General features: G+C 61.5%; 11 protein-coding genes. 5 read left to right on the top strand and 6 right to left on the bottom strand.

The genetic code is table 11. The features are described 5' to 3' along the window. Nucleotides 1–293: 293 nt before the first annotated feature. Nucleotides 294–1475, bottom strand: a complete 1182-nt coding sequence (carA, locus tag O6760_RS16100; RefSeq protein ID WP_269580733.1) for a glutamine-hydrolyzing carbamoyl-phosphate synthase small subunit — start codon at nucleotides 1473–1475, stop codon at nucleotides 294–296. A gap of 244 nt (nucleotides 1476–1719) precedes the next feature. Between carA and O6760_RS16105 the strand changes: the two genes are divergently transcribed. From O6760_RS16105 to O6760_RS16120, 4 genes are all read left to right on the top strand, one after another. Beyond that, nucleotides 1720–2220, top strand: coding sequence for a GatB/YqeY domain-containing protein (locus O6760_RS16105; protein WP_269586291.1), 501 nt, complete (start codon nucleotides 1720–1722; stop codon nucleotides 2218–2220). A gap of 171 nt (nucleotides 2221–2391) precedes the next feature. Beyond that, the gene (dnaG, locus tag O6760_RS16110; protein WP_269580734.1) at nucleotides 2392–4332 is read left to right on the top strand and encodes a DNA primase; all 1941 of its coding nucleotides are present in this window, start codon (nucleotides 2392–2394) and stop codon (nucleotides 4330–4332) included. Nucleotides 4333–4779: 447 nt separating this feature from the next. Next, complete coding sequence (gene rpoD / locus O6760_RS16115) at nucleotides 4780–6774, top strand: RNA polymerase sigma factor RpoD (RefSeq protein ID WP_269580735.1); 1995 nt, start codon at nucleotides 4780–4782, stop codon at nucleotides 6772–6774. A gap of 144 nt (nucleotides 6775–6918) precedes the next feature. Continuing rightward, a complete protein-coding gene (locus O6760_RS16120; RefSeq protein ID WP_269580736.1) occupies nucleotides 6919–8118 on the top strand; it encodes a DUF930 domain-containing protein in 1200 nt (399 codons plus the stop codon). Between the two features lie 314 nt (nucleotides 8119–8432). Here O6760_RS16120 and O6760_RS16125 read toward each other — a convergent pair whose 3' ends face one another. The 3 genes from O6760_RS16125 to O6760_RS16135 form a co-directional block, all read right to left on the bottom strand. Next, nucleotides 8433–10916: a M10 family metallopeptidase C-terminal domain-containing protein gene (locus O6760_RS16125; protein WP_269580737.1), complete on the bottom strand. Its 2484-nt coding sequence runs from the start codon at nucleotides 10914–10916 to the stop codon at nucleotides 8433–8435. Between the two features lie 51 nt (nucleotides 10917–10967). Beyond that, entirely contained in the window at nucleotides 10968–11489 is a 522-nt protein-coding gene (locus O6760_RS16130) for a hypothetical protein (protein ID WP_269580738.1), read from the bottom strand. 488 nt (nucleotides 11490–11977) lie between these two features. Next, entirely contained in the window at nucleotides 11978–13435 is a 1458-nt protein-coding gene (locus tag O6760_RS16135) for an MFS transporter (protein WP_269580739.1), read from the bottom strand. A gap of 1083 nt (nucleotides 13436–14518) precedes the next feature. Between O6760_RS16135 and O6760_RS16140 the strand changes: the two genes are divergently transcribed. Further along, a complete protein-coding gene (locus O6760_RS16140) occupies nucleotides 14519–16684 on the top strand; it encodes a KAP family P-loop NTPase fold protein (protein ID WP_269580740.1) in 2166 nt (721 codons plus the stop codon). A 13-nt stretch (nucleotides 16685–16697) separates the two neighbouring features. Here O6760_RS16140 and O6760_RS16145 read toward each other — a convergent pair whose 3' ends face one another. Together O6760_RS16145 and O6760_RS16150 are read right to left on the bottom strand one after the other, a co-directional pair. Further along, the gene (locus O6760_RS16145) at nucleotides 16698–17243 is read right to left on the bottom strand and encodes an RNA 2'-phosphotransferase (RefSeq protein WP_269580741.1); all 546 of its coding nucleotides are present in this window, start codon (nucleotides 17241–17243) and stop codon (nucleotides 16698–16700) included. Between the two features lie 286 nt (nucleotides 17244–17529). Continuing rightward, complete coding sequence (locus O6760_RS16150) at nucleotides 17530–18684, bottom strand: slipin family protein (protein ID WP_269580742.1); 1155 nt, start codon at nucleotides 18682–18684, stop codon at nucleotides 17530–17532. Nucleotides 18685–19069 lie beyond the last annotated feature (385 nt).

Below are 19069 nucleotides of genomic sequence, written 5' to 3' on the forward strand. Positions count from 1 at the left end.
TTCGGAACGCTCCGGTTTGGGAAAATGTGTATCAATTTCATATTCAGACTTTGTTGCGAGGGCCTTTATGACCGTTCCAATGCGCTTTGTTCCGGATGCCGATCCGGGGCAGGCGCCGCAGGTCTGGAGCGATGTTCCGTGTCGCGCGGGGCGGCCTGTGCCCTGCCGAACCGGTTTCAGTGATGTCAGCATGGTTCTGGCCGACGATGTTGGAGCAGCATTCGCCAGACAAAAAAGCGCCGGCACAAGGCCGGCGCGAAGGGTGTAGATGTTCGGGTGCCATATCCGGGCTGTCAGCCCTGGCGGGCACTTTCCATCAGCTCGGTGAAGCGTTTGAACAGGTAGTGACTGTCACGCGGTCCCGGTGAAGCTTCAGGGTGATACTGCACGGAAAAGACCGGCTTGTCCTTCATGGCCAGGCCGCAGTTGGATCCATCGAACAACGATACATGTGTCTGCTCGACATTGCCGGGCAGGCTGTCAGCATCGACCGCAAAGCCATGGTTCATGGAGGTGATTTCGACCTTGCCGGTGGTGTGGTCGAAGACCGGGTGGTTTGCACCATGATGACCCTGGTGCATTTTCACGGTCTTGCCGCCAAGAGCCAGCGCCAGCATCTGGTGCCCGAGGCAGATGCCGAAGGTCGGCACCCCGCTGTCGACAACCTTGCGGATCATGTCGACGGCGTAACTGCCGGTGGCGGCCGGGTCGCCGGGACCGTTGGACAGGAAGACACCGTCGGGCTTGTGAGCGAGAACGTCTTCCGCGCTCGCGGTTGCCGGCAGAACCATCACGTCGCAACCGGCATCGGCCAGCAGGCGCAGGATGTTGCGCTTGATGCCGTAGTCGATGGCAACGACCTTGAAGGTGCCGCCTGATGCTTCGCCGTAGCCCTGATCCCACTTCCAGGTGGTCTGCGACCAGGGATGGGACTGGGTGGTGGAGGCGTCCTTCGCGAGGTCCATGCCGACCAGTCCCGGCCAGTTGGCAGCGGCCGCCTTGAGGGCCTCGATGTCGAATTTGCCGTCCGGAGCATGGGCAATGACACCGTTGGGCACGCCCTTTTCCCGGATCAGGGCGGTCAGGGCGCGTGTGTCGATGCCGCTGATGCCGATCATGTTGCGGCTTTTCAGCCAGGCATCGAGATGTTTGGCAGCGCGGTAGTTGGCCGGTTCGGTGATCGCGGCGGCCAGCACGACGCCGCGGATGCCGCTGTCGGCCGCCATGTTGACCGTCTCGATGTCCTCGTCGTTGGTGCCGACATTGCCGATATGCGGAAATGTGAAGGTGATGATCTGTCCGGAATAGGACGGGTCGGTCAGGATCTCCTGATAACCGGTCATGGCCGTGTTAAAGCAAATCTCACCAACGGCTTGGCCCGTGGCGCCGAGGCCCTGTCCCTCGATAATGCTGCCGTCGGATAGCACAAGCAGGGCGGTCGCCGGGGTCTCTGACCATGCGTCTGCAGTCGTCATGTCTTGTTTCCAGATCTTGTTGGTGACATCATGCGCTGCAGGAAAGGCGTCTGGCGCAGGCTTTCGAGCCTGCATAAGCCGTCTGCATTAAGCGCGGGACTCTATGGGAAGCGGCTTGGATCGTCAATATTGATCCTCTGAAAAAAGATCTTTAAAAATCAATAGCTTGACTGGGTGAGGGAACGGGCGCCGAAATGCGTCGCTCCTCAGCACGGCAGGGGTGGGGTGAACCATGCGCACAGCAATGCGCGAGAGAATCAACGTGGCCTTGAAGGCGGCTCAGGACAATGGTGACAAGCGCCGCTGCGCGACGCTGCGTCTGGTCCAGACCGCTGTCAAGGACCGCGAGGCGGCGGCCCGTGAAAACGGCAAGGACGGCGTCAACGAGATTGAAGTGGTTGAAATCCTTCAGAAGATGATCCGGCAACGGGAAGCGTCCGCGGTTGAATTCGAAAGCGGCGGGCAGCTCGACCTCGCGGAACAGGAGCGCACCGAGCAGGACATCATCCGCGAATTCCTGCCGGTCCAGTTGAGCGAAGACGAAGTGCGCACCATCTGCGAGGAAACGGTCAAGGAGATCGACGCGCAAGGCCTGCGCGACATCGGCCGCTGCATGAGCGAACTGAAAACCCGCTATCCGGGGCAGATGGATTTCGTCCAGGCATCCTGTGTCGTCAAGGACATGTTGCGGACCGACGGCAACGACAAGACCGGAAACGGGTCCGAGGGTACCGGCGACACCTGAGCCCCTTTGCCAATGATGGTTTGTTCACAGGCTTTCCAGTCCGGGATACGGAGTGCGTGCTGCCACTGGCATCCCGCCTGAAGACACTCTATTTTGACAGGCTGACGGTGCCGCCTTACGTGAGGCCCCGCGCCTTGGCATTTTCACTGAACTCCGGGCTGTTTGTGTTTCATGCGTTTCGAACCGCGCCTACTTGATGAAATTCGCGCCCGCCTGACCCTGTCGGATCTCGTCGGGCGCCGGGTGAGCTGGGACCGGCGCAAGACCCAGCCGGGCAAGGGCGACTATTGGGCCTGCTGTCCGTTCCATCAGGAAAAAAGTCCGAGTTTTCACGTCGATGACCGGCGCAACCGCTACAAGTGTTTCGGCTGCGGTGCCTCGGGGGACCACTTCACGTTCGTCTGCGAAACCGAAGGCCTGAGCTTCCCGGAGGCGGTCGAGCGGCTGGCGGACCAGGCGGGGGTGGCGTTGCCGGCACCCGACCCGCAGGCGGCAAGGCGGGAGAAGAAACGGGCGGGCCTGGCGGATATCTGCGAAATGGCCGCGCAGTTTTTTCAGAACGAATATGCGGGGCCGCGCGGGGAGGCGGCCAGGGCCTATTGCGGCAAGCGAGGCCTTTCTGCCGAAACCCTCAGGGAATTCCGGTTCGGTTTTGCGCCCGACAGCCGCGATGCGCTGAAATCCTATCTGGCCGCGCGCGAGATCCCCGAGGCGGCGATGATCGAGGCCGGGCTGATTATCAAGCCAGACGACGGCCGTCCGTCCTATGACCGGTTTCGCGGCCGGCTGATGATCCCGATCCAGGACGACCGCGGCCGGGTGGTTGCCTTTGGCGGGCGGACGCTGTCCCCGGAGGGACAGCCGAAATATCTCAATTCTCCTGAAACGCCGCTGTTTCACAAGGGCGTCATGCTGTTCAACGCCCACCGGGCGCGCGAGCCTGCCTTCAAGTCGGGCGAGGCGGTGGTGGTCGAAGGGTATCTTGATGCGATTGCCCTGTGGCAGGCCGGTATCCGCCACGTGGTTGCCTCGCTGGGCACCGCCTTCACCGAGGACCAGGTGCTGCGCCTCTGGAAATTCGCGCCCGAACCGGTGATCTGCTTTGATGGAGACGCGGCCGGGATCTCGGCGGCGCACAGGGCGATCGACCGGATTTTTCCGGTGCTTAAAAGCGGCTATTCATTCCAGTTCTGCTTTCTTCCGGATGGCATGGATCCGGATGATCTCGTCAAGCAGCGCGGTGTTGAAGGGTTCCATGCGGAAGTCTCCAGGGCCAAGTCGCTGTTCGATGTGGTCTGGGACCGGGAAATCTCGGTTGCCCGTCTCGACACGCCGGAGCGAAAGGCCGCGCTGGAAAAGCGCTTTGACGATCTGATCGGCACCATCCGTGACGAACGCGTGCGCCGCCGCTACCAGCTTGATCTCAAGTTCAAGCTTTCGAACCTGTTTTTCGAACAGGCCCGTCAGAATCGGAAAGGCGGCAACAAGGGGGCGGACACCGTCACTTCGCTTGGCGCGGCCCGCGAACGGGTGGCCGCCAGCGACGATTTCGGGACCGAACGCCTGGTGCTCGGCGTGAGCATGCGGTTTCCGCATCTTCTCGACCGGAATTTCGAGCGGTTCTCCAGATTGCCCTTTTCCAACGAGCTGCACCGCCAGTTGCGGGACGTGCTGTGCCGCATCGTCGACGATCTGGAGGCGACGCCGATTGCCGACCTGACCAGCGCCTTCGACGAGCCGCTCCGCGACATCATGTACGAGATGATGCTGGAGACCATCGGGCTTCAGGAGCAAAAGGGGGCGGAATTCTCCGCGTTGATCCACCGTTTCCCGCTGCTCAAATCCAATCCGCCGGAGGATTTCATAGAGGCCGCGTTCCTCCATTTCCTGGATGTGCTCGAGTTGAACGCCCTTGAGGAGGAACTGGCCGGGGAACTCGCGCTTGCGGACGAACAGCTCGACGAGCATTCCTGGTCGCGCATCCAGGCGCTGACCCAGGACCTGAGCCGCCGGCGGGAGGAATGCGCGCGTGACGAGGGCGACCTCGCGGAGCGCGCCAAGAAGATCCGGACCGCGCCTCCCGTGGCGGCTGTGGCACAGCAGGTTTCATAGCGCAGACAGACTTGCGGGGCCTTCCCGGGACGTTTTGAGGCCTCGGATCGCTCAAAAAACGCATTTTCCGATTGACCTGTGACGAATCACACTTGCGAATCGTGTGTGCCGAGCTAAATAGAACCTTTGCAGCCTTTATCGCGCCGCAGCCTTATGAGCCTGCTTGCGGCAATAGTCTTAATCAAGCTGCAACCCGTTTGAACACCACTTCGGCATTCGTTCTTCGAATGTGGACAATAAAGACCGTGTGCTGCGTTGATGCTGATATTTGTCAATGTCGAAAAGTGTACGGTTAATTGGGACTTAAGGGACACGGCTTACAAACCTATCCGCAATGATTCTTCCGGACGCCGCCGCTGATGAAAAGCTGGCGCGCTGAGAACACATTGGGTTGAAGCCAAACTATGGGCGCGGCGTGGCCAAAGCGGCCACGAACTGGAGCACGATATGGTAGCCAAAGCGACACAAGCAGACGACACTCAGGAACAGAGCACGGACGGCCCTGACGGTCCTCTCCTGGACCTGTCGGATGCAGCTGTCAAAAAGATGATCAAAGCCGCCAAGAAGCGCGGTTATGTCACCTATGACGAGCTCAACGAGGTTCTGCCCTCCGAGCAGGTGTCTTCGGAAAAGATCGAGGACACCATGTCGATGCTCTCTGACATGGGCATCAACGTGATCGATTCCGACGAAGCCGAGGACGGTCCGGAAGAGGTCGATGGCGGTGAACTGGTCGCGGCCACCACCACTGCCGTTGCCAAGACCACCACCACCAAGGAACCGGCTGACCGAACGGACGATCCGGTGCGCATGTATCTGCGCGAGATGGGATCGGTGGAATTGCTGTCCCGCGAGGGCGAGATCGCGATTGCCAAGCGCATCGAGGCAGGCCGCGAGGCGATGATCGCCGGCCTGTGCGAAAGCCCGCTGACTTTCCAGGCCATCATCATCTGGCGCGACGAGCTGAACGAAGCCCAGGTTCTGCTGCGCGACATCATCGATCTGGAAGCAACCTATGCCGGCCCGGATGCCAAGGCAGGTCCCGCGGTTGCCAATGACGACGTTGCCCCGGCGGCCGGCACGCCTGCCGAGAAAACGGAAGGCGCTTCCGAGGACACCGAGAACGAGGAAGGCGACGAAGACGGCGAGGACGATGACGACGAGTTCGAATCCAACGTCTCCCTCTCCGCCATGGAAGCCGAGCTGAAACCCGGCGTCCTGGAAACCTTCGACAACATCGCCGACAACTACAAGAAGCTTCGCCGCCTGCAGGACCAGCTGGTGGAAAACAAGCTGGCCAACAAGACCCTGTCGCCGAGCCAGGAGCGCCGCTACAAGAAGCTGAAAGAAGACATCATCGTCGATGTGAAGAGCCTGTCGCTCAACCAGAACCGTATCGATGCCCTGGTGGCCCAGCTCTACGACATCAACAAGCGCCTGATGGGCTATGAAGGCCGTCTGCTGCGCCTGGCCGACAGCTACAATGTCGACCGCACCGACTTCCTGAAACAGTATCAGGGCGCCGAACTCGATCCGAACTGGCTGCGCAAGGTCGCCAACCTGTCCACCCGCGGCTGGAAGAACTTCATCGCCAAGGAAAAGGAAACCGTCCGCGAACTGCGTCAGGAAATCCAGACGCTGGCCACGGAGACGGGCCTCGAGATCACCGAGTTCCGCCGCATCGTCGCCATGGTGCAGAAGGGCGAGCGCGAAGCACGCATCGCCAAGAAGGAAATGGTCGAGGCCAACCTGCGTCTCGTGATTTCCATCGCCAAGAAATACACCAACCGCGGCCTGCAGTTCCTGGACCTGATCCAGGAGGGCAACATCGGCCTGATGAAGGCGGTCGACAAGTTCGAATACCGGCGCGGCTACAAGTTCTCCACCTATGCGACCTGGTGGATCCGGCAGGCGATCACCCGTTCGATCGCCGACCAGGCCCGCACGATCCGTATTCCGGTGCACATGATCGAGACGATCAACAAGATCGTCCGGACCTCGCGCCAGATGCTGCACGAGATCGGCCGCGAGCCGACACCGGAAGAGCTTGCCGAGAAGCTGCAGATGCCGCTTGAGAAGGTCCGCAAGGTCCTGAAGATCGCCAAGGAGCCGATCTCGCTCGAAACGCCGATCGGCGACGAGGAAGATTCCCATCTCGGAGATTTCATCGAGGACAAGAACGCGGTCCTACCGATCGATGCGGCCATCCAGTCGAACCTGCGCGAAACCACGACCCGCGTCCTGGCGTCGCTGACGCCGCGCGAGGAACGCGTCCTCAGGATGCGTTTCGGCATCGGCATGAACACCGATCACACACTGGAAGAAGTCGGCCAGCAGTTCTCGGTCACGCGCGAACGTATTCGCCAGATCGAGGCCAAGGCGCTCAGGAAGCTGAAGCATCCGAGCCGGAGCCGCAAGCTGCGCTCGTTCCTCGACAGCTGAGGGCTGGTTCGAGACCGATTGCGGAATTGATAGTGAAAAACCCGGCGGCGACGCCGGGTTTTTTGGTCCATGATGCGTCCTCGCGACGGACGGCTTCGAACCAGGGACATTGTTTTGGCCATAATCGCGGATAGGGACCGGCCCATGGATGACGACCGGTTCAGCGACAAGCTGCACTTCGGCTGGGGCTTCGGCCTCTCGTTGCTGCTGCATGGCCTTCTCGCGCTTTATCTCTTCACGGATGTCGTGGAATTGCTGCCGGAGCCCGAGGAAACGCCCATCGAGGTGACCCTGGTGCCGTTTTCCGAACCGGAACAGGCCGAGCCCGAACCGGAAACGCCGGAGCCGCCCCCGGAAGAACAGCTGGAAGAACAGCCGGAAGAACAGCAGGAGGAGGGGGAAGAAACACCACCGCCACCTCCTCCTCCACCGCCACCTCCTCCGCCCGCTCCCCAGGAGCCTGCCGAAGCCGAGCCTCCGGCGGAAACGGCCATCCTGCCGTCCGTGGAGGAATTCGGCGAGGAGGACAGCGGGCCGCAGGAGACCGCCGAGGACACGCCACCGGAGACGGCTGAAGCTGATCAGGAGATCGCTGAAGAGACACCGCCCGAAGAGGAAGAGCCTGGCCAGGATACCGCCGAGAGCGCGCCGGATGAGGCTGCTCCTTCCGAGGACGTCGCGACCGACGAGACGGAAGCCGGCGAGCCGGCTGTCCCGGAAGAGGCTGAAGAAGAGACCGGGGAAGAGACTGGCGAAGACCAGGACGAAGCTGCCCCCACCGAGCTCGCGGATGATACCGCTGTCCCGGAACCCGAAGCGGCATCGGAAGAGGACACAACGCAAGAAACCGCGGGCACCGGTGCGGAGGTCGATACAGGTCCCGACGGCGAGGAACCGGCCGAGGATTTCGGCATTGTCGGGCCGATTGCGACAAATACAACGCCTGCGCCCAAACCGGCGCGCCGGGCTGATTCCGGTCGAAGGCAGGCACCGCGGGAAACCGGCAATTCCGGTCGGCCGGCGGGCATGCAGGCAGCGCGGGAGTTGTTTTCGAACGAGGATCCGCGCGTCCTTTCCGCGATGCGCGGCTTGAGTGCCAATGAGCGTCTGAAGCTGTTGTGCGTGTCGGAACTGGAAAGGCAGCTTTCCGCGGTGAGCGCGGTTCCACCGGAGAGTTTTCCGGTGCCGCGAAGGGTATCGGGCACAGTCGTCGACTTGCGCGGAGTTGCGTTCAAGAGCCTGGGACGCTGGTTTGATCTCTCTTTCCGGTGCGAGACCAACAGCGATGTCACGCGGGTCGAAAGCTTTGCCTTCAAGATCGGCAACGAAGTCTCAGGGCGCTAGGTGACGGACCCAAGAGCGCTTTCCAAGCCGCCGCCAACGGAATGTCAAAACATTGCCCCTGGATATGGTCCCGTCGGAAACGGACGCGTCGTGATCGTGAACGTGAGGGGGTGAGAGCGTGGGAGCGCTCTGGAGTGATCGTCAGGGTCCGGTCCTGGCCGCCGAGTTGCGGCAAAGCCGGCGGTTGGAGCGGAGATCTGGCGATACCTGGGATCTGCTAAGGCGGATGTGCCCGGATCGCCTCCGATGCGGTCTGGCGGCCTAAAGGCTTTTGGTGAAATGGACAGGCGTCGCGGAGCGCCTGTCCTGTTGCATCAGGTGAATATGAAATCGTCTGCGGTAACCTGGGCTTGCGTCAGCGTGCTCAGGAGAATGCTGCCACCTGCATAAATCACCATGGCTTCGCCGTAATAGTCGGCAATGACAAGGTCGGAAAACGCGTCGGCGCCGATCGTGATTTCGACGACGTCGACGCCTTTCTGGAAATCCATAATGAGTTTGTGGCTGCCGGTGGTCGTAAAGCGAAACGTGTCGGCACCACCAAGTCCCCTGAGAGTGTCGTCTCCGCCGCCTCCGTCGATGACATTGGCGCCATTGTCGCCGGTCAGGTAGTCGGTATGCGCGGAACCGATAATATTCTCGATACCGTAAAGCCGGTCACCCTGTGCCGAGCCTCCCGTAAGGGTCGAGGAACTGGTCAGGTTGACGGTGACGGAGGCGTTGGACTGCTGATAGTCCACGGTGTCGTTGCCCGCATCTCCGTAAATCATGTCCCCGCCGAAACCGCCCCGGATCACATCATTGCCCGCACCTCCGCGCAAAATGTCGTCGCCGTGCCAGCCATACAGCATGTCGTTGCCTGCCCCACCCTCAATGGTATTGGCATTGGCGTCACCGGTGATCACGTCATCATGGGAAGAACCGACGATGTTCTCGATTGAGACCAACTTGTCGCCCTGGGCCTCGCCGCCGCTTTCCGTCCTGTTGTCTGACAGGTTGATGAATACGAAGGCGGAGGAGGCTTCGTAGATGGCCGTGTCTATGCCTGTGCCTCCGGCAATAACGTCATTGGACAGTCCGCCTTCAAGGGTGTCGTTTCCGCCGCCCCCGCGAATGATGTCACTTCCAGCGGCGCCGAAAATGAAATTGTCATTGCCGTCGCCGTCAAGTACGTCGCTGAAACTGGATCCATTGATGTTCTCGATGCTGATCAGGCGGTCGCCCTCGGCCGAACCGCCTCGTTCCACGCGGCTGTCTGCAAGATTTACGAAAACGCTCGACTTCGACTGTGCGTAATCGGCGGTGTCATTGCCGTCGCCACCATCCAGCCGGTCATTGTCTTCACCGCCGCGCAGGAAATCGTTGCCGGCGCCGCCGCGCAAGGTGTCAACACCGTGCCAGCCGGCAAGCCAGTCGTTGCCGCCGGCGCCTTCCAGTCTGTTGGACGCTGCCGAGCCCGTGATGACGTCGTCGTGGTGCGACCCCCAGACGCCCTCAATCCGGACCAGCTTGTCGCCCTGCGCGTCGCCACCGCTTTCTGTCCGGCTGCTGCTGAGATTGACGAAGATCCCGGCGGCGGAATTCAGATAATCGGCAATATCGAAGCCACTACCACCATCAATCCGGTCGGTTCCGGAGCCGCCGCGCAACGTGTCATTGCCGGCACCGCCAAACAGCGTGTCGTTGCCGGCACGGCCGTAGAGCAGGTCGTTGCCATTCCGGCCCTCCAGCATGTTGCTGACTTGGTTGCCGAAGATCCTGTCGTGGGTCTGGCCGCCGATCGCGTTTTCGATGATCGAACGCAGATCATTGTCATGGAGCTGGGCGTTGAATACGTTGCCCCAGGCAACCGCTCCGGAACCCAGAAGTGCGTTCTGGGAGTCCAGCTCTGACCAGCCTCCGGGCTCCAGATCAATCAGAAGCTGGGGCCTGTAGTTGCTGAAATCGTAGGTGTCGTTGCCGCCACCGTCCCAGATCGTCCGGAAGATGTTTTCGCTGGGGCCGTCCGCCTGCGCCGTGCCGTTGACAAACATCTGACCCGTGACAGGCGAGAAGTGATAGGTGGTGTCGGCGCTGTTGAAAGCGTAATTGGCGCCGTAAAGCTGCTGCAGCGCCGCGATGTCATACTGCATCAGCGTCTGGGCGAAGCCGTAATACTCGTTGGTGTAACCGGTCAGGGAATGCCCGACATAGGACCGGTAGGTCATGACCGAGAATTCCATCGAATCGCGATCATAATCCATGGCAACGCCAGGAACTGACGTAATGCTGTCGGGAGAATGGCCGTGTGCCAGGCCAAGCGTGTGGCCGATTTCATGAAGAATGGTGTGCGACGTGTATGTGCCATGCTCCGGGCGGCCGGCATAATTGTATTGCTGGAACCAGGCATGGCCCTGGTTGTTCCAGCCCGGAAACCGTCCACTGGCCGTCGGCAGGCTGGCGTCCGTGGTCTGGGCAAAGACCAGGTCCGCCTGCGTGGTTGATGAAACTTCCGTGAAGGTCAGACCGGATACCGAGGCGAAATGATCGAGAGCGATCCGGATCGCGCCCTTCCAATAGGCGTTCATCTCGACGAAATTGTCGACATATCCGTCGTCATAACCGCCGGGATAAATCTCGTAGGGCGTGTTGTAGTAGGTCGACGAATCCGGGAACGAGAAGGTCAGATTGGTGCTGTTCCACTTGGTGCCAATCAGGAGGCCATCGATATTGTTATCGCCGGTCCGGTCATTGTCCGTAACGCCCGTCGCCTCAAAAATACCGGCATTTTCCGTCGTGTTCTGGGCTCCGATGACCATATCCCGGTCAAAGCAGCCAAGAGAATCCGGGCTACAGAAGTTGCACATCTTTTATCTCAGCCGAGATTGCGGGTGGTCGCTGCCCGTTTCGGGGGCCACATACAGTCTCGTCGCGCTGCTCCTCTGAAAGAAATCGAAGTGGTTTGCGGTCACGGAGGCGAGGTCACGGAGCAGGAAGGGGCAAGCGCCCCGGCCCGCCGTCGTCTTGTCCTCGCCGGCCGTGAAAATCAGGGTGTCGCTGACACCGCGCGGTGTGTCATTTCCCGCCTTGCGATGGCGAAGAAATTTGCCGCCACGGCCTTCCCGCACGGTGCTGTTGCCGCCGCTGAGCCGGTCGCCTTCACCTTCGGGACTGTCGCCAGACATGGCTTCCGCGGCGGCATCGCCATGCAGATTGTCGCCGCCGCCATTGGCCGCCGGGAAAGCGTCATTCGACCCGCGAAAGAGTGCGTCCGGGGCTTCGTGGCCAAGAATGCGATCGGCGGGAGTATGAAAAACACTTTTACGACTTTCGGCGCCGAAGTCGGCGACCGCTGAAAAAGCGTTCGGGAAAGGATTGATATTTTTACTCATGGGCGCGTCTGCGTGCGGTCAATTGTGAGCAGACTGATTCCGCAAGGTAAACCCGGGGGTTGTGAGCCCAGCTGGTTCTGAAATCGCTTGATCTGAAGGTGAGTACTCAAAAAAATCTTGCTTCTCAATAACTTAAAATGTTGGCTCAGCCGAGTTTTGCTTAATTTTTCGTTAATATGCCAATTTTCGGGCAGGATACAAGTCACTTCCTGCAACCGATGCGCTTATGAAGGGTGTGGTTCCTTGTCTCCGGAAGGTTCCGGTGCCGGCGTTGCTATTTTGCAACAGATTACCTTTCGGTATCCGAGAAAGCCGCATGTCCAGTCTTACCGAGCCACTTCAACTGTAGTGAAAGTGACTGCAAGTGGGGTTGCGCTCAATTGGGCGAGATTGATTTTGGTCTGGAGCGACTATTCGCTGAGAACCTGCGACCAGCCAAAGTGGTCGTCGGGAAGACGGTGATGACCACCATCCTGCTGGCGTCGGGATCAGGGATCGGAGACCTCCTGCCGCATCAGCCGGCGGCGCAGGACCAGCATCGCGAAGGCCGGGAGCAATGTGAGCGCGGCATTGATGTAGAACACCGAGGCTCCCGACCGGATCACCGCCTCCTTGCCGAGCAGGGCCGTGTCGCCCGGCGCGACCAGTCCGGTCATGATCGCCAGCAGGCCGGTCAGGCCGCCGCCGATGGCAATGCCCGCGGAGGAGATGGTCGGCAGGATGCCGGAGACAAGGTTCCGGTCTTCGCCGTCCGCGGAATACATAAGCGAGCGCAACAGGATCTGGTTGCACAGGCCGTGACCGGCGCCCGTGACGATGGACGCCGCGGCAAACACCCACAGGTCATCAACGTCAATGGCGATTGCCGTCAGGCCGAGCCCGCCGGCAACCAGGAACGGTCCGGTTCCGAGATAGGCCAGTTCGCGCTGTCTGGTGGGCGCGCGCGAGGATATCAAGGCAAAGACCGACCAGGACAGGGCAAGCAGGGCGGTGACATAGCTGGCCTCGGTGACGCTGAGGCCCCAAAGAACCTGCCCGATGGTGGTTACGAAGATGGCGCGGACCGCCGCGGCGACCGAGATCAGGATGACGATCCAGGTGCCGAGGCCGATCATGGTCCGTAGCCGGAAAGCGTCCCTGGGGAAGAGCCGCCTGGCGCTGCCGGCATCGACCTTGAAGAGAAGGCCGGCAACGGCGAGACCGGCGAGCGTTGTCAGCGCCAGGGGCAATGGTTCGTGCAGCTCTCCGATCACGGTCAGGAGGAAGATGCTGACGACGAGCAGCAGAAGCCGCAGGCCGAAACGGCCGCTTCTGCCTGTCGTGACGTTGTCCGGCGCAGGCCGTGCGGCATGCGAGGGCAGGGCGGTGTTCATCAGGATGAACAGGAGCAACACCAAAGGCAGGTTGATCAGAAACGCGGCGCGCCACGACCACAGGTCCGCCAGCAGGCCCGCGGAAACCGGCCCGAACCCGGCCGCCATCGCCCAGACCCCGGCCAGCATGGCAAACACCCGCGGCACCAGAACCTGCGGGAAGAGATCGGGGATCAGCGCATAACAGGGGGCGATGATCATGCCTTCGCCGAAACCTTGTAGCGCGCGCCCGGCGATCAGGCCTTCCAGGGAGGTCGACAGACCGGCAAGCACCGAGCCGCCGGCCAAAAGCAGCGTTGCCAGCAGGAAGGGCAGGCGGGCGCTGAAACGCACCTTGGCGGCGCCGGTCAGGCAACCGGCCAGGATTGCCATCATCTCGAAGGAGGAAAACACCCAGAAGGCCCGGTCCTGCCCGCCGAGGTCGCGGATGATGTCCGGCAGCACGGCGGTGGTAACAAAGCCGTTGATCGCATGGGAGCCGACGCCGAGCATCAGCGCCAGCGTGCCGGCAGCGCGTTCGGGCGCGAACAGGGACGGGCTGGCGGGCACGCGCGCTGGCGAAACGACGGACATGGCAACCTCGATAAGGAAAGTCTTTTATTTTTATATGCTGGGACGGGAAATAAAGAAAGGAAAATATTTCTTAATTCAGCAACGACTGCGCTTTCACCCCTGTCGTCATCCTGAGGAAGCGCGTTAGCGCTGTCTCGAAGGATGGATTACATGCTCCGGAGCAAGTGGCTGACCTACCCGCTTTCGCGGGCACAAGCTTCGAGACGGACCTGGCAGTCCTCCTCAGGATGAGGCCGTGGGTGGGACCTTCCCTATTGGGGGGGGCTGCCTGAGCGACCTGTTCTTGAGCGGAATGAACCCATTCAAACGCCTTCTCGTGCCGCCTCCTGGGGCATCCCGGCCTTGCGCCGGGATCCATTGGCCGCGCCGCACAAGGTGGCGTGTCCTGGGACTTCGGGCCTCGCGCCTCTTCCGGAAAGACGCATCAGGGCTCTGGCAACGAGTGGATCCCGGATCGGGTCCGGGATGACCCGGAAGGAGGAGGGAGCAATGCGCAGCAGCCCCCTCTGTGTCTGCAGGGGCGTCTGTTGTGCGCGGGTGGTTGTATCCGAGTTGTGCCAATTTGTGGTTGCCGTCGGCGGGTTGGCTTGCCAAGCTGGTCGTCGGCCGGAATTGGGGGCGGACGCTGTGGACTCTCTGACGTTTGAACAGCCGGATGATGTCGGCAGGTTTCTGGCAGAAAAGCCGCCTGAATGGGCGCAGGTGGTTGCTATTCGGGTGGCTTTGCGTGGGTTTCCGGCCACACTGAGTGTGGTGAACCTTCACAACAATTTACCTGATGGTCTTGTAAGTAATCTGCTTTTGGTGACCTTCCGTGCATGTTTTATCTCTTGGGCGGCGCGCAAGTACTCATCGAAAGAAATAGATTCGGCGCTTGGATATGTGGCGACTGATTTCGCTGCTTACACCGAAGCTTCAACGTCGGACGCTTCCGCGGCTGTGGCTGCAGCGCGAGCAGCTTCTTCTGCGCGCGCAGCTGCGCGAGACGAAACAGTTGCAGCCAGAGCCGCAGCTGCAGCTGCGGCAGCTGCTTCCACGGCTGCCTCTGGCTCTGCAGCTGCTCTACCAAATGATACAGACATTGTGGAGATACAGATTGAACTGATCGGCACCGTCTCATCAGACTGCCAGCGCCTCCTCGGCGGCATGAAGCCGGATGAACTGATCCGCCAGCCGCTATGGCCGGAGGAAATGCGGTCGAAGGAGTTTGCCGCCAATCAGCCCGACTGGGCTTATCGTGCCTTCGACGCGTTTGTAAACAGCGAGTGGATCAAGACCGCTGCGGGGCAGATCATCGCCAGCTGGTACCAGGAGCTTGTTCCCTTCGAGGGCGACGAGTCCCGCAGTGCCTTCGGGGAAGGGAGGGATATCGCCATCGCGTCCCAGCCGGACGAATTCTGGGCCATAACCGAGGATCGCAGCGCGGAGGCCGTCTGGGAGGATATCGACCGGCTGCTGAAGGGCGAACCGGTCGAGGCCCTGGAAGACATCGAGATTGTCGATGAAGGACAGTTGTCGTCCCAGGCGGATGACGGCGAGGAAGGTCCGTTCGAGGCCGACGAGGGCCGCACGCTTGCAGGCCTTGAGGACGAGGGAGCCCGGACGGAGGGCGGTGATCCTGGCGCGACCGGTCAAGCGCCCGCCAAGATCGAGGTTTCCGTCCAGTTCGACCAATATGCACGCAAGGACGAGCTTGGCCGCAAGCGCTTTGCCGAGGTTCTGGCAACCAGGATCGGCGAACTGCATGAGGGCGGCGGGCCGGACGGGCTGGCGGTGAACCTTCATGCGCCCTGGGGCGCGGGCAAGACCACGGTCCTGCATTTCATGAAAGGGTTCCTGGAGGCGGAGGACCTGCCCGAAGGCAAGCGCTGGGTGGTGATCGATTTCAATGCCTGGCAGCACGAACACCGGCGGCCGCCCTGGTGGCCCTTCCTGAAGACGCTGAAAAGCCAGCTGTCGGACCGCTTGAGCGAACAGCGACGCCGCACGCGGGCCGCTGAGGTGCGGCATGAGTGGCGCGCCTGGCAGCTCAGGGCCGAAGCGCCGCCCTATCTGGCGGGGCTCCTGGTCGTGTCGCTGGTGCTGACACTGATCTGGTCGGGCAGCGGCGATATCGCCAAGAGCATCCTCAGCGGTGTCGGCGGCGTGCTTGCCGTGATCACGGCGGCGACGCTCTATTCCCGCAAGGTGTTCTTCGGCTCCACGAAAAGCGCGACCCTCTACCACGACTATGCCAGTGATCCGCTTGAGAAACTGTCCGTTCTCTTCCGGGACATGATCGAGGCGGCGGATGCGCCGGTTTGCATCTTCGTCGACGATCTCGACCGTTGCCAGAACGAGTTCGTGGTCGAATTTCTGGAAGGGCTGCAAACCTCCTTCCGGCACCGGAAAGTCGCTTACGTGATCGCGGCGGACAAGTTCTGGATCAAGACCAGTTTCGAGGACAAATATCCGAGCTTCTGCGAGAAGACGGCGGACCGGACACAGCCGCTCGGCTACCAGTTCCTGGAAAAGATCTTCCAGTTCAACGTGCCGCTGCCGGGCATGGCGGCGTGGAAAAAGCGGTATCTTGAGGCGCGGCTCGGGCTTGCCGGCGAGAGCGCTCCGGCCGGCGTGCGGCCTGCGGTTGCCGCAGAAGCGGCGGAGCCCGTTGCAGACGACGCCGTCTCGGAAGAGGCCGAGGCTGCCGAAGACCGCGAAGTGGAAAATTTTCGCGGTGTCATCCGCTCGTCCCAGCCCGAGGGGCTCACCCACGAGACGGTCAGAACCCTGTCCTCGGGCGAGGCGAAGGACAATCCGGCCTACCAGGCGGCGCTGGCGCTGGAATACACGACCTCCAAAACCGCGCGCAAGGAAGCGGAGCATTTCCTGTTCCGCTATCTTGAGCTGCTGCCCGACAATCCTCGCGGCATCAAGCGGATCATCAATGCCTTCGGCATGGCGGTCGCCACCGCGATCCTGGAGCGTCAGGCGCTCGATTATGACGTGCTGACCCGCTGGACCATCCTGGAACAATGTTATCCGGCGGTTGCCGACGAGCTGACACGCGATCCGGAGCTCGCCGAGGCGCTGCTGGCGGTCGATGCGGAGGGCGGCGAAGACCTTTCCGGCCTGCCGGATCCGCTGGCAGCCTTCTGCGAGAAAAAGATGGCGTTGACGCTGTTGAAGAACGGCGAGGACGCCGTGCTGACCTCCGCCGTGATCAAGCGGCTGACGCGCGGGCTGGAGGAGCCGGAAGCGGTTGCATAAAAAATAGCCGATCTCAGCTTTGCACCAGTTCCAGAAAGGCCGGCGGAACGTGTTCGACCAGCCAGACCCCGTTTTCAGTCCGGAAGAAGACATGCCCGGCGGCGTGCATGGACCCGGCCGCCACATTCAGGATGGCCGGTTTGCCGTGGCGGGAGCCGACCCTGGTCGCGGTGGCAGTGTCCGCGGACAAATGCACGTGGTGCCGGTTCATGGGCTTCAGGCCGTCCTTCAGGATCGGCGACAGAAATCTTGTGGCGGTGCCGTGGAACAGGTATTGCGGCGGCGCGAGCGGGGCAAGGCCCAGGTCGATCGCCACGGAATGGCCCTGGCGGGCACGGATCCTGGTGCCGTCTCCGGAAAGCTCGAAGCGCTTCTTGTCGTTGGTGTCGACCACCCGCTGCAACTGCTCGCGGGTGCAGGCAAGGCCTTTGCGCTCGAAGGCGTTCAGGATCTCGGGGACGCTTGCCCAGCCGTCGCCAGTAAGCACAAGCCCCGCGTCCGCCGGCTGATGTCGCAGCCAGAGAGACAGGCGTTTGGAAATCTTTATGTCTGTTTTCATTGTCTTTTCTTGAAAGGTGCAAAGGCAATCGTAATGAAATATAGCGCCGCGCCGCGTATGCGGGACGACAAAGGATTTGGTCATCCGCCACCCCAATCACCTCGTCATCCTGAGGAAGCGCGTCAGCGCTGTCTCGAAGGGTGGGCGGCGCGCTCAAGAACAAGTTTCCGATCCTTCGAGACGGACCTGGCGGTCCTCCTCAGGATGACGCTGCAGTTTGGAGCCAACACCGGGTTTGTTAGACCGTAAACGGAAACGGCGCGGGTGTCCCCGCGCCGTCCCGTCTTCACTCGGCGCTGTTGTCGCGCAGCCGGACGAGGTCGTTCATCAGCCCGCCGGTCCCGTTGTGGACCGTCAGGCGGTCCACCTTGCCGGCAATGGCTTCGAGCGCCTCCAGCTCCTTCAGCCGCAGCATGACCGGGTTTTCGGCCATGACCTTGGCCGTGTTCAGAAGCGAACGGGTTGCGTTCGTTTCTTCCCGGCGCCGGATCACGTTGGCTTCGGCTTCCTTTTCCGCCGTCACCACCTTGTTGAGGATCTCGCGCATTTCGCCCGGCAGGATCACATCCTTCAGGACGATATCGGAGATCTCGACGCCGATTTCCGCCATGTCGGCCCGGATCTTTGTGGCCGCTTCCGCGTTGACCTCACCCTTTCGTTCAAGGATCTGGTCAAGCTTCAGCGCGCCGAGCTGCTTGCGGAACACAAGCTGCAGCGCCCGGTAGAGCGTATCGGCGAAGTCCTTGACCTCGGTCGCTGCCTTCACCGGATCGACCACGCGGTAGTCCGCGGAAAGGTTGATCCGGATGGTGACGCGGTCGAGGGTCAGCACTTCCTGGCCGGTGACGTCGAGCGCCTGACGCTTCATGTCGATGACCTTCTTGGTCACGCTCTGGCCCGCCTTCCAGAATGCGTAGACACCCGGTTCGAGCACCCTGGTCAGGACGCTGTCGGTGAACAGCAGGGCGACCTGGCCTTCGGCGACCGTTGCGGTCTCGATCTGCCGGGTCTGACCGGCATCGGTCAGCCGGCGCTTCAGCTTCTGCGGCAGCTCCGGCTCAGCGTCCACGTCGATGGTCGTCCAGGTCCAGGGGCCAGCGTCCGTCCAGACCACATACCGCTGGTCCGGGCCAAGCACGGTGTGGATCCGGTTGTCCCGTTCCACGACGGCCACTTCGCCCGGGTTGGTGCGGATCACCGTCAGATGATGGTCAGCAACCTGCGGAAGCTTATCGAACAGCGCCTTCTCGAAGGTCGACCGAAACTCTACACCCGCCAGGGCGTGGCGCTCGACCACCAGGGTACCGCGGCCGTTTGTCAGGCTGTGCTCCCCCGGTCCGAGAATGCCCCGGAGCTCGCCCTTGCAGATGTGCAGGGCCCGTTCGGTTTCAGAAATCACTACGCGGGTGCGACCGCGGATCTTGTCGAGAAAAGTCGTCATGTCGATAATCCTTCCTTGGTGCTAAGGCACTTGGGTTCCTTTCTTCGGGTTGATGTCGGTTGGAGGTTGAGGGATCCGGCTACTCCCATGGAGCCGCCGGGGCGAAAAATCAAAATCTTTGAGACCTGAAGAGAGCACGAGGTCTCCCGTCGGACCTTGGGCCAGAGGGACTGGCGGCGAAAGGGCGAGGCGCGCCCGATCGAAATCAGGCGGTTCCGGCGCAATCGCGGCGCAGCCTTCACCGAAGGCCGGGCGAGGCGGCCTGGCATCCATGAGAGAGACGCGCCAAAGCGATATCCCCACTCATTTCCGCAAGCACTCTTCAGGGCCCGCATTTGAGACAGCTTGGAAAGCTGCTGGCGTATCAGGCCAGTCCGGGTGTTAA

Source organism: Roseibium sp. Sym1 (assembly GCF_027359675.1).
GTDB lineage: Bacteria > Pseudomonadota > Alphaproteobacteria > Rhizobiales > Stappiaceae > Roseibium.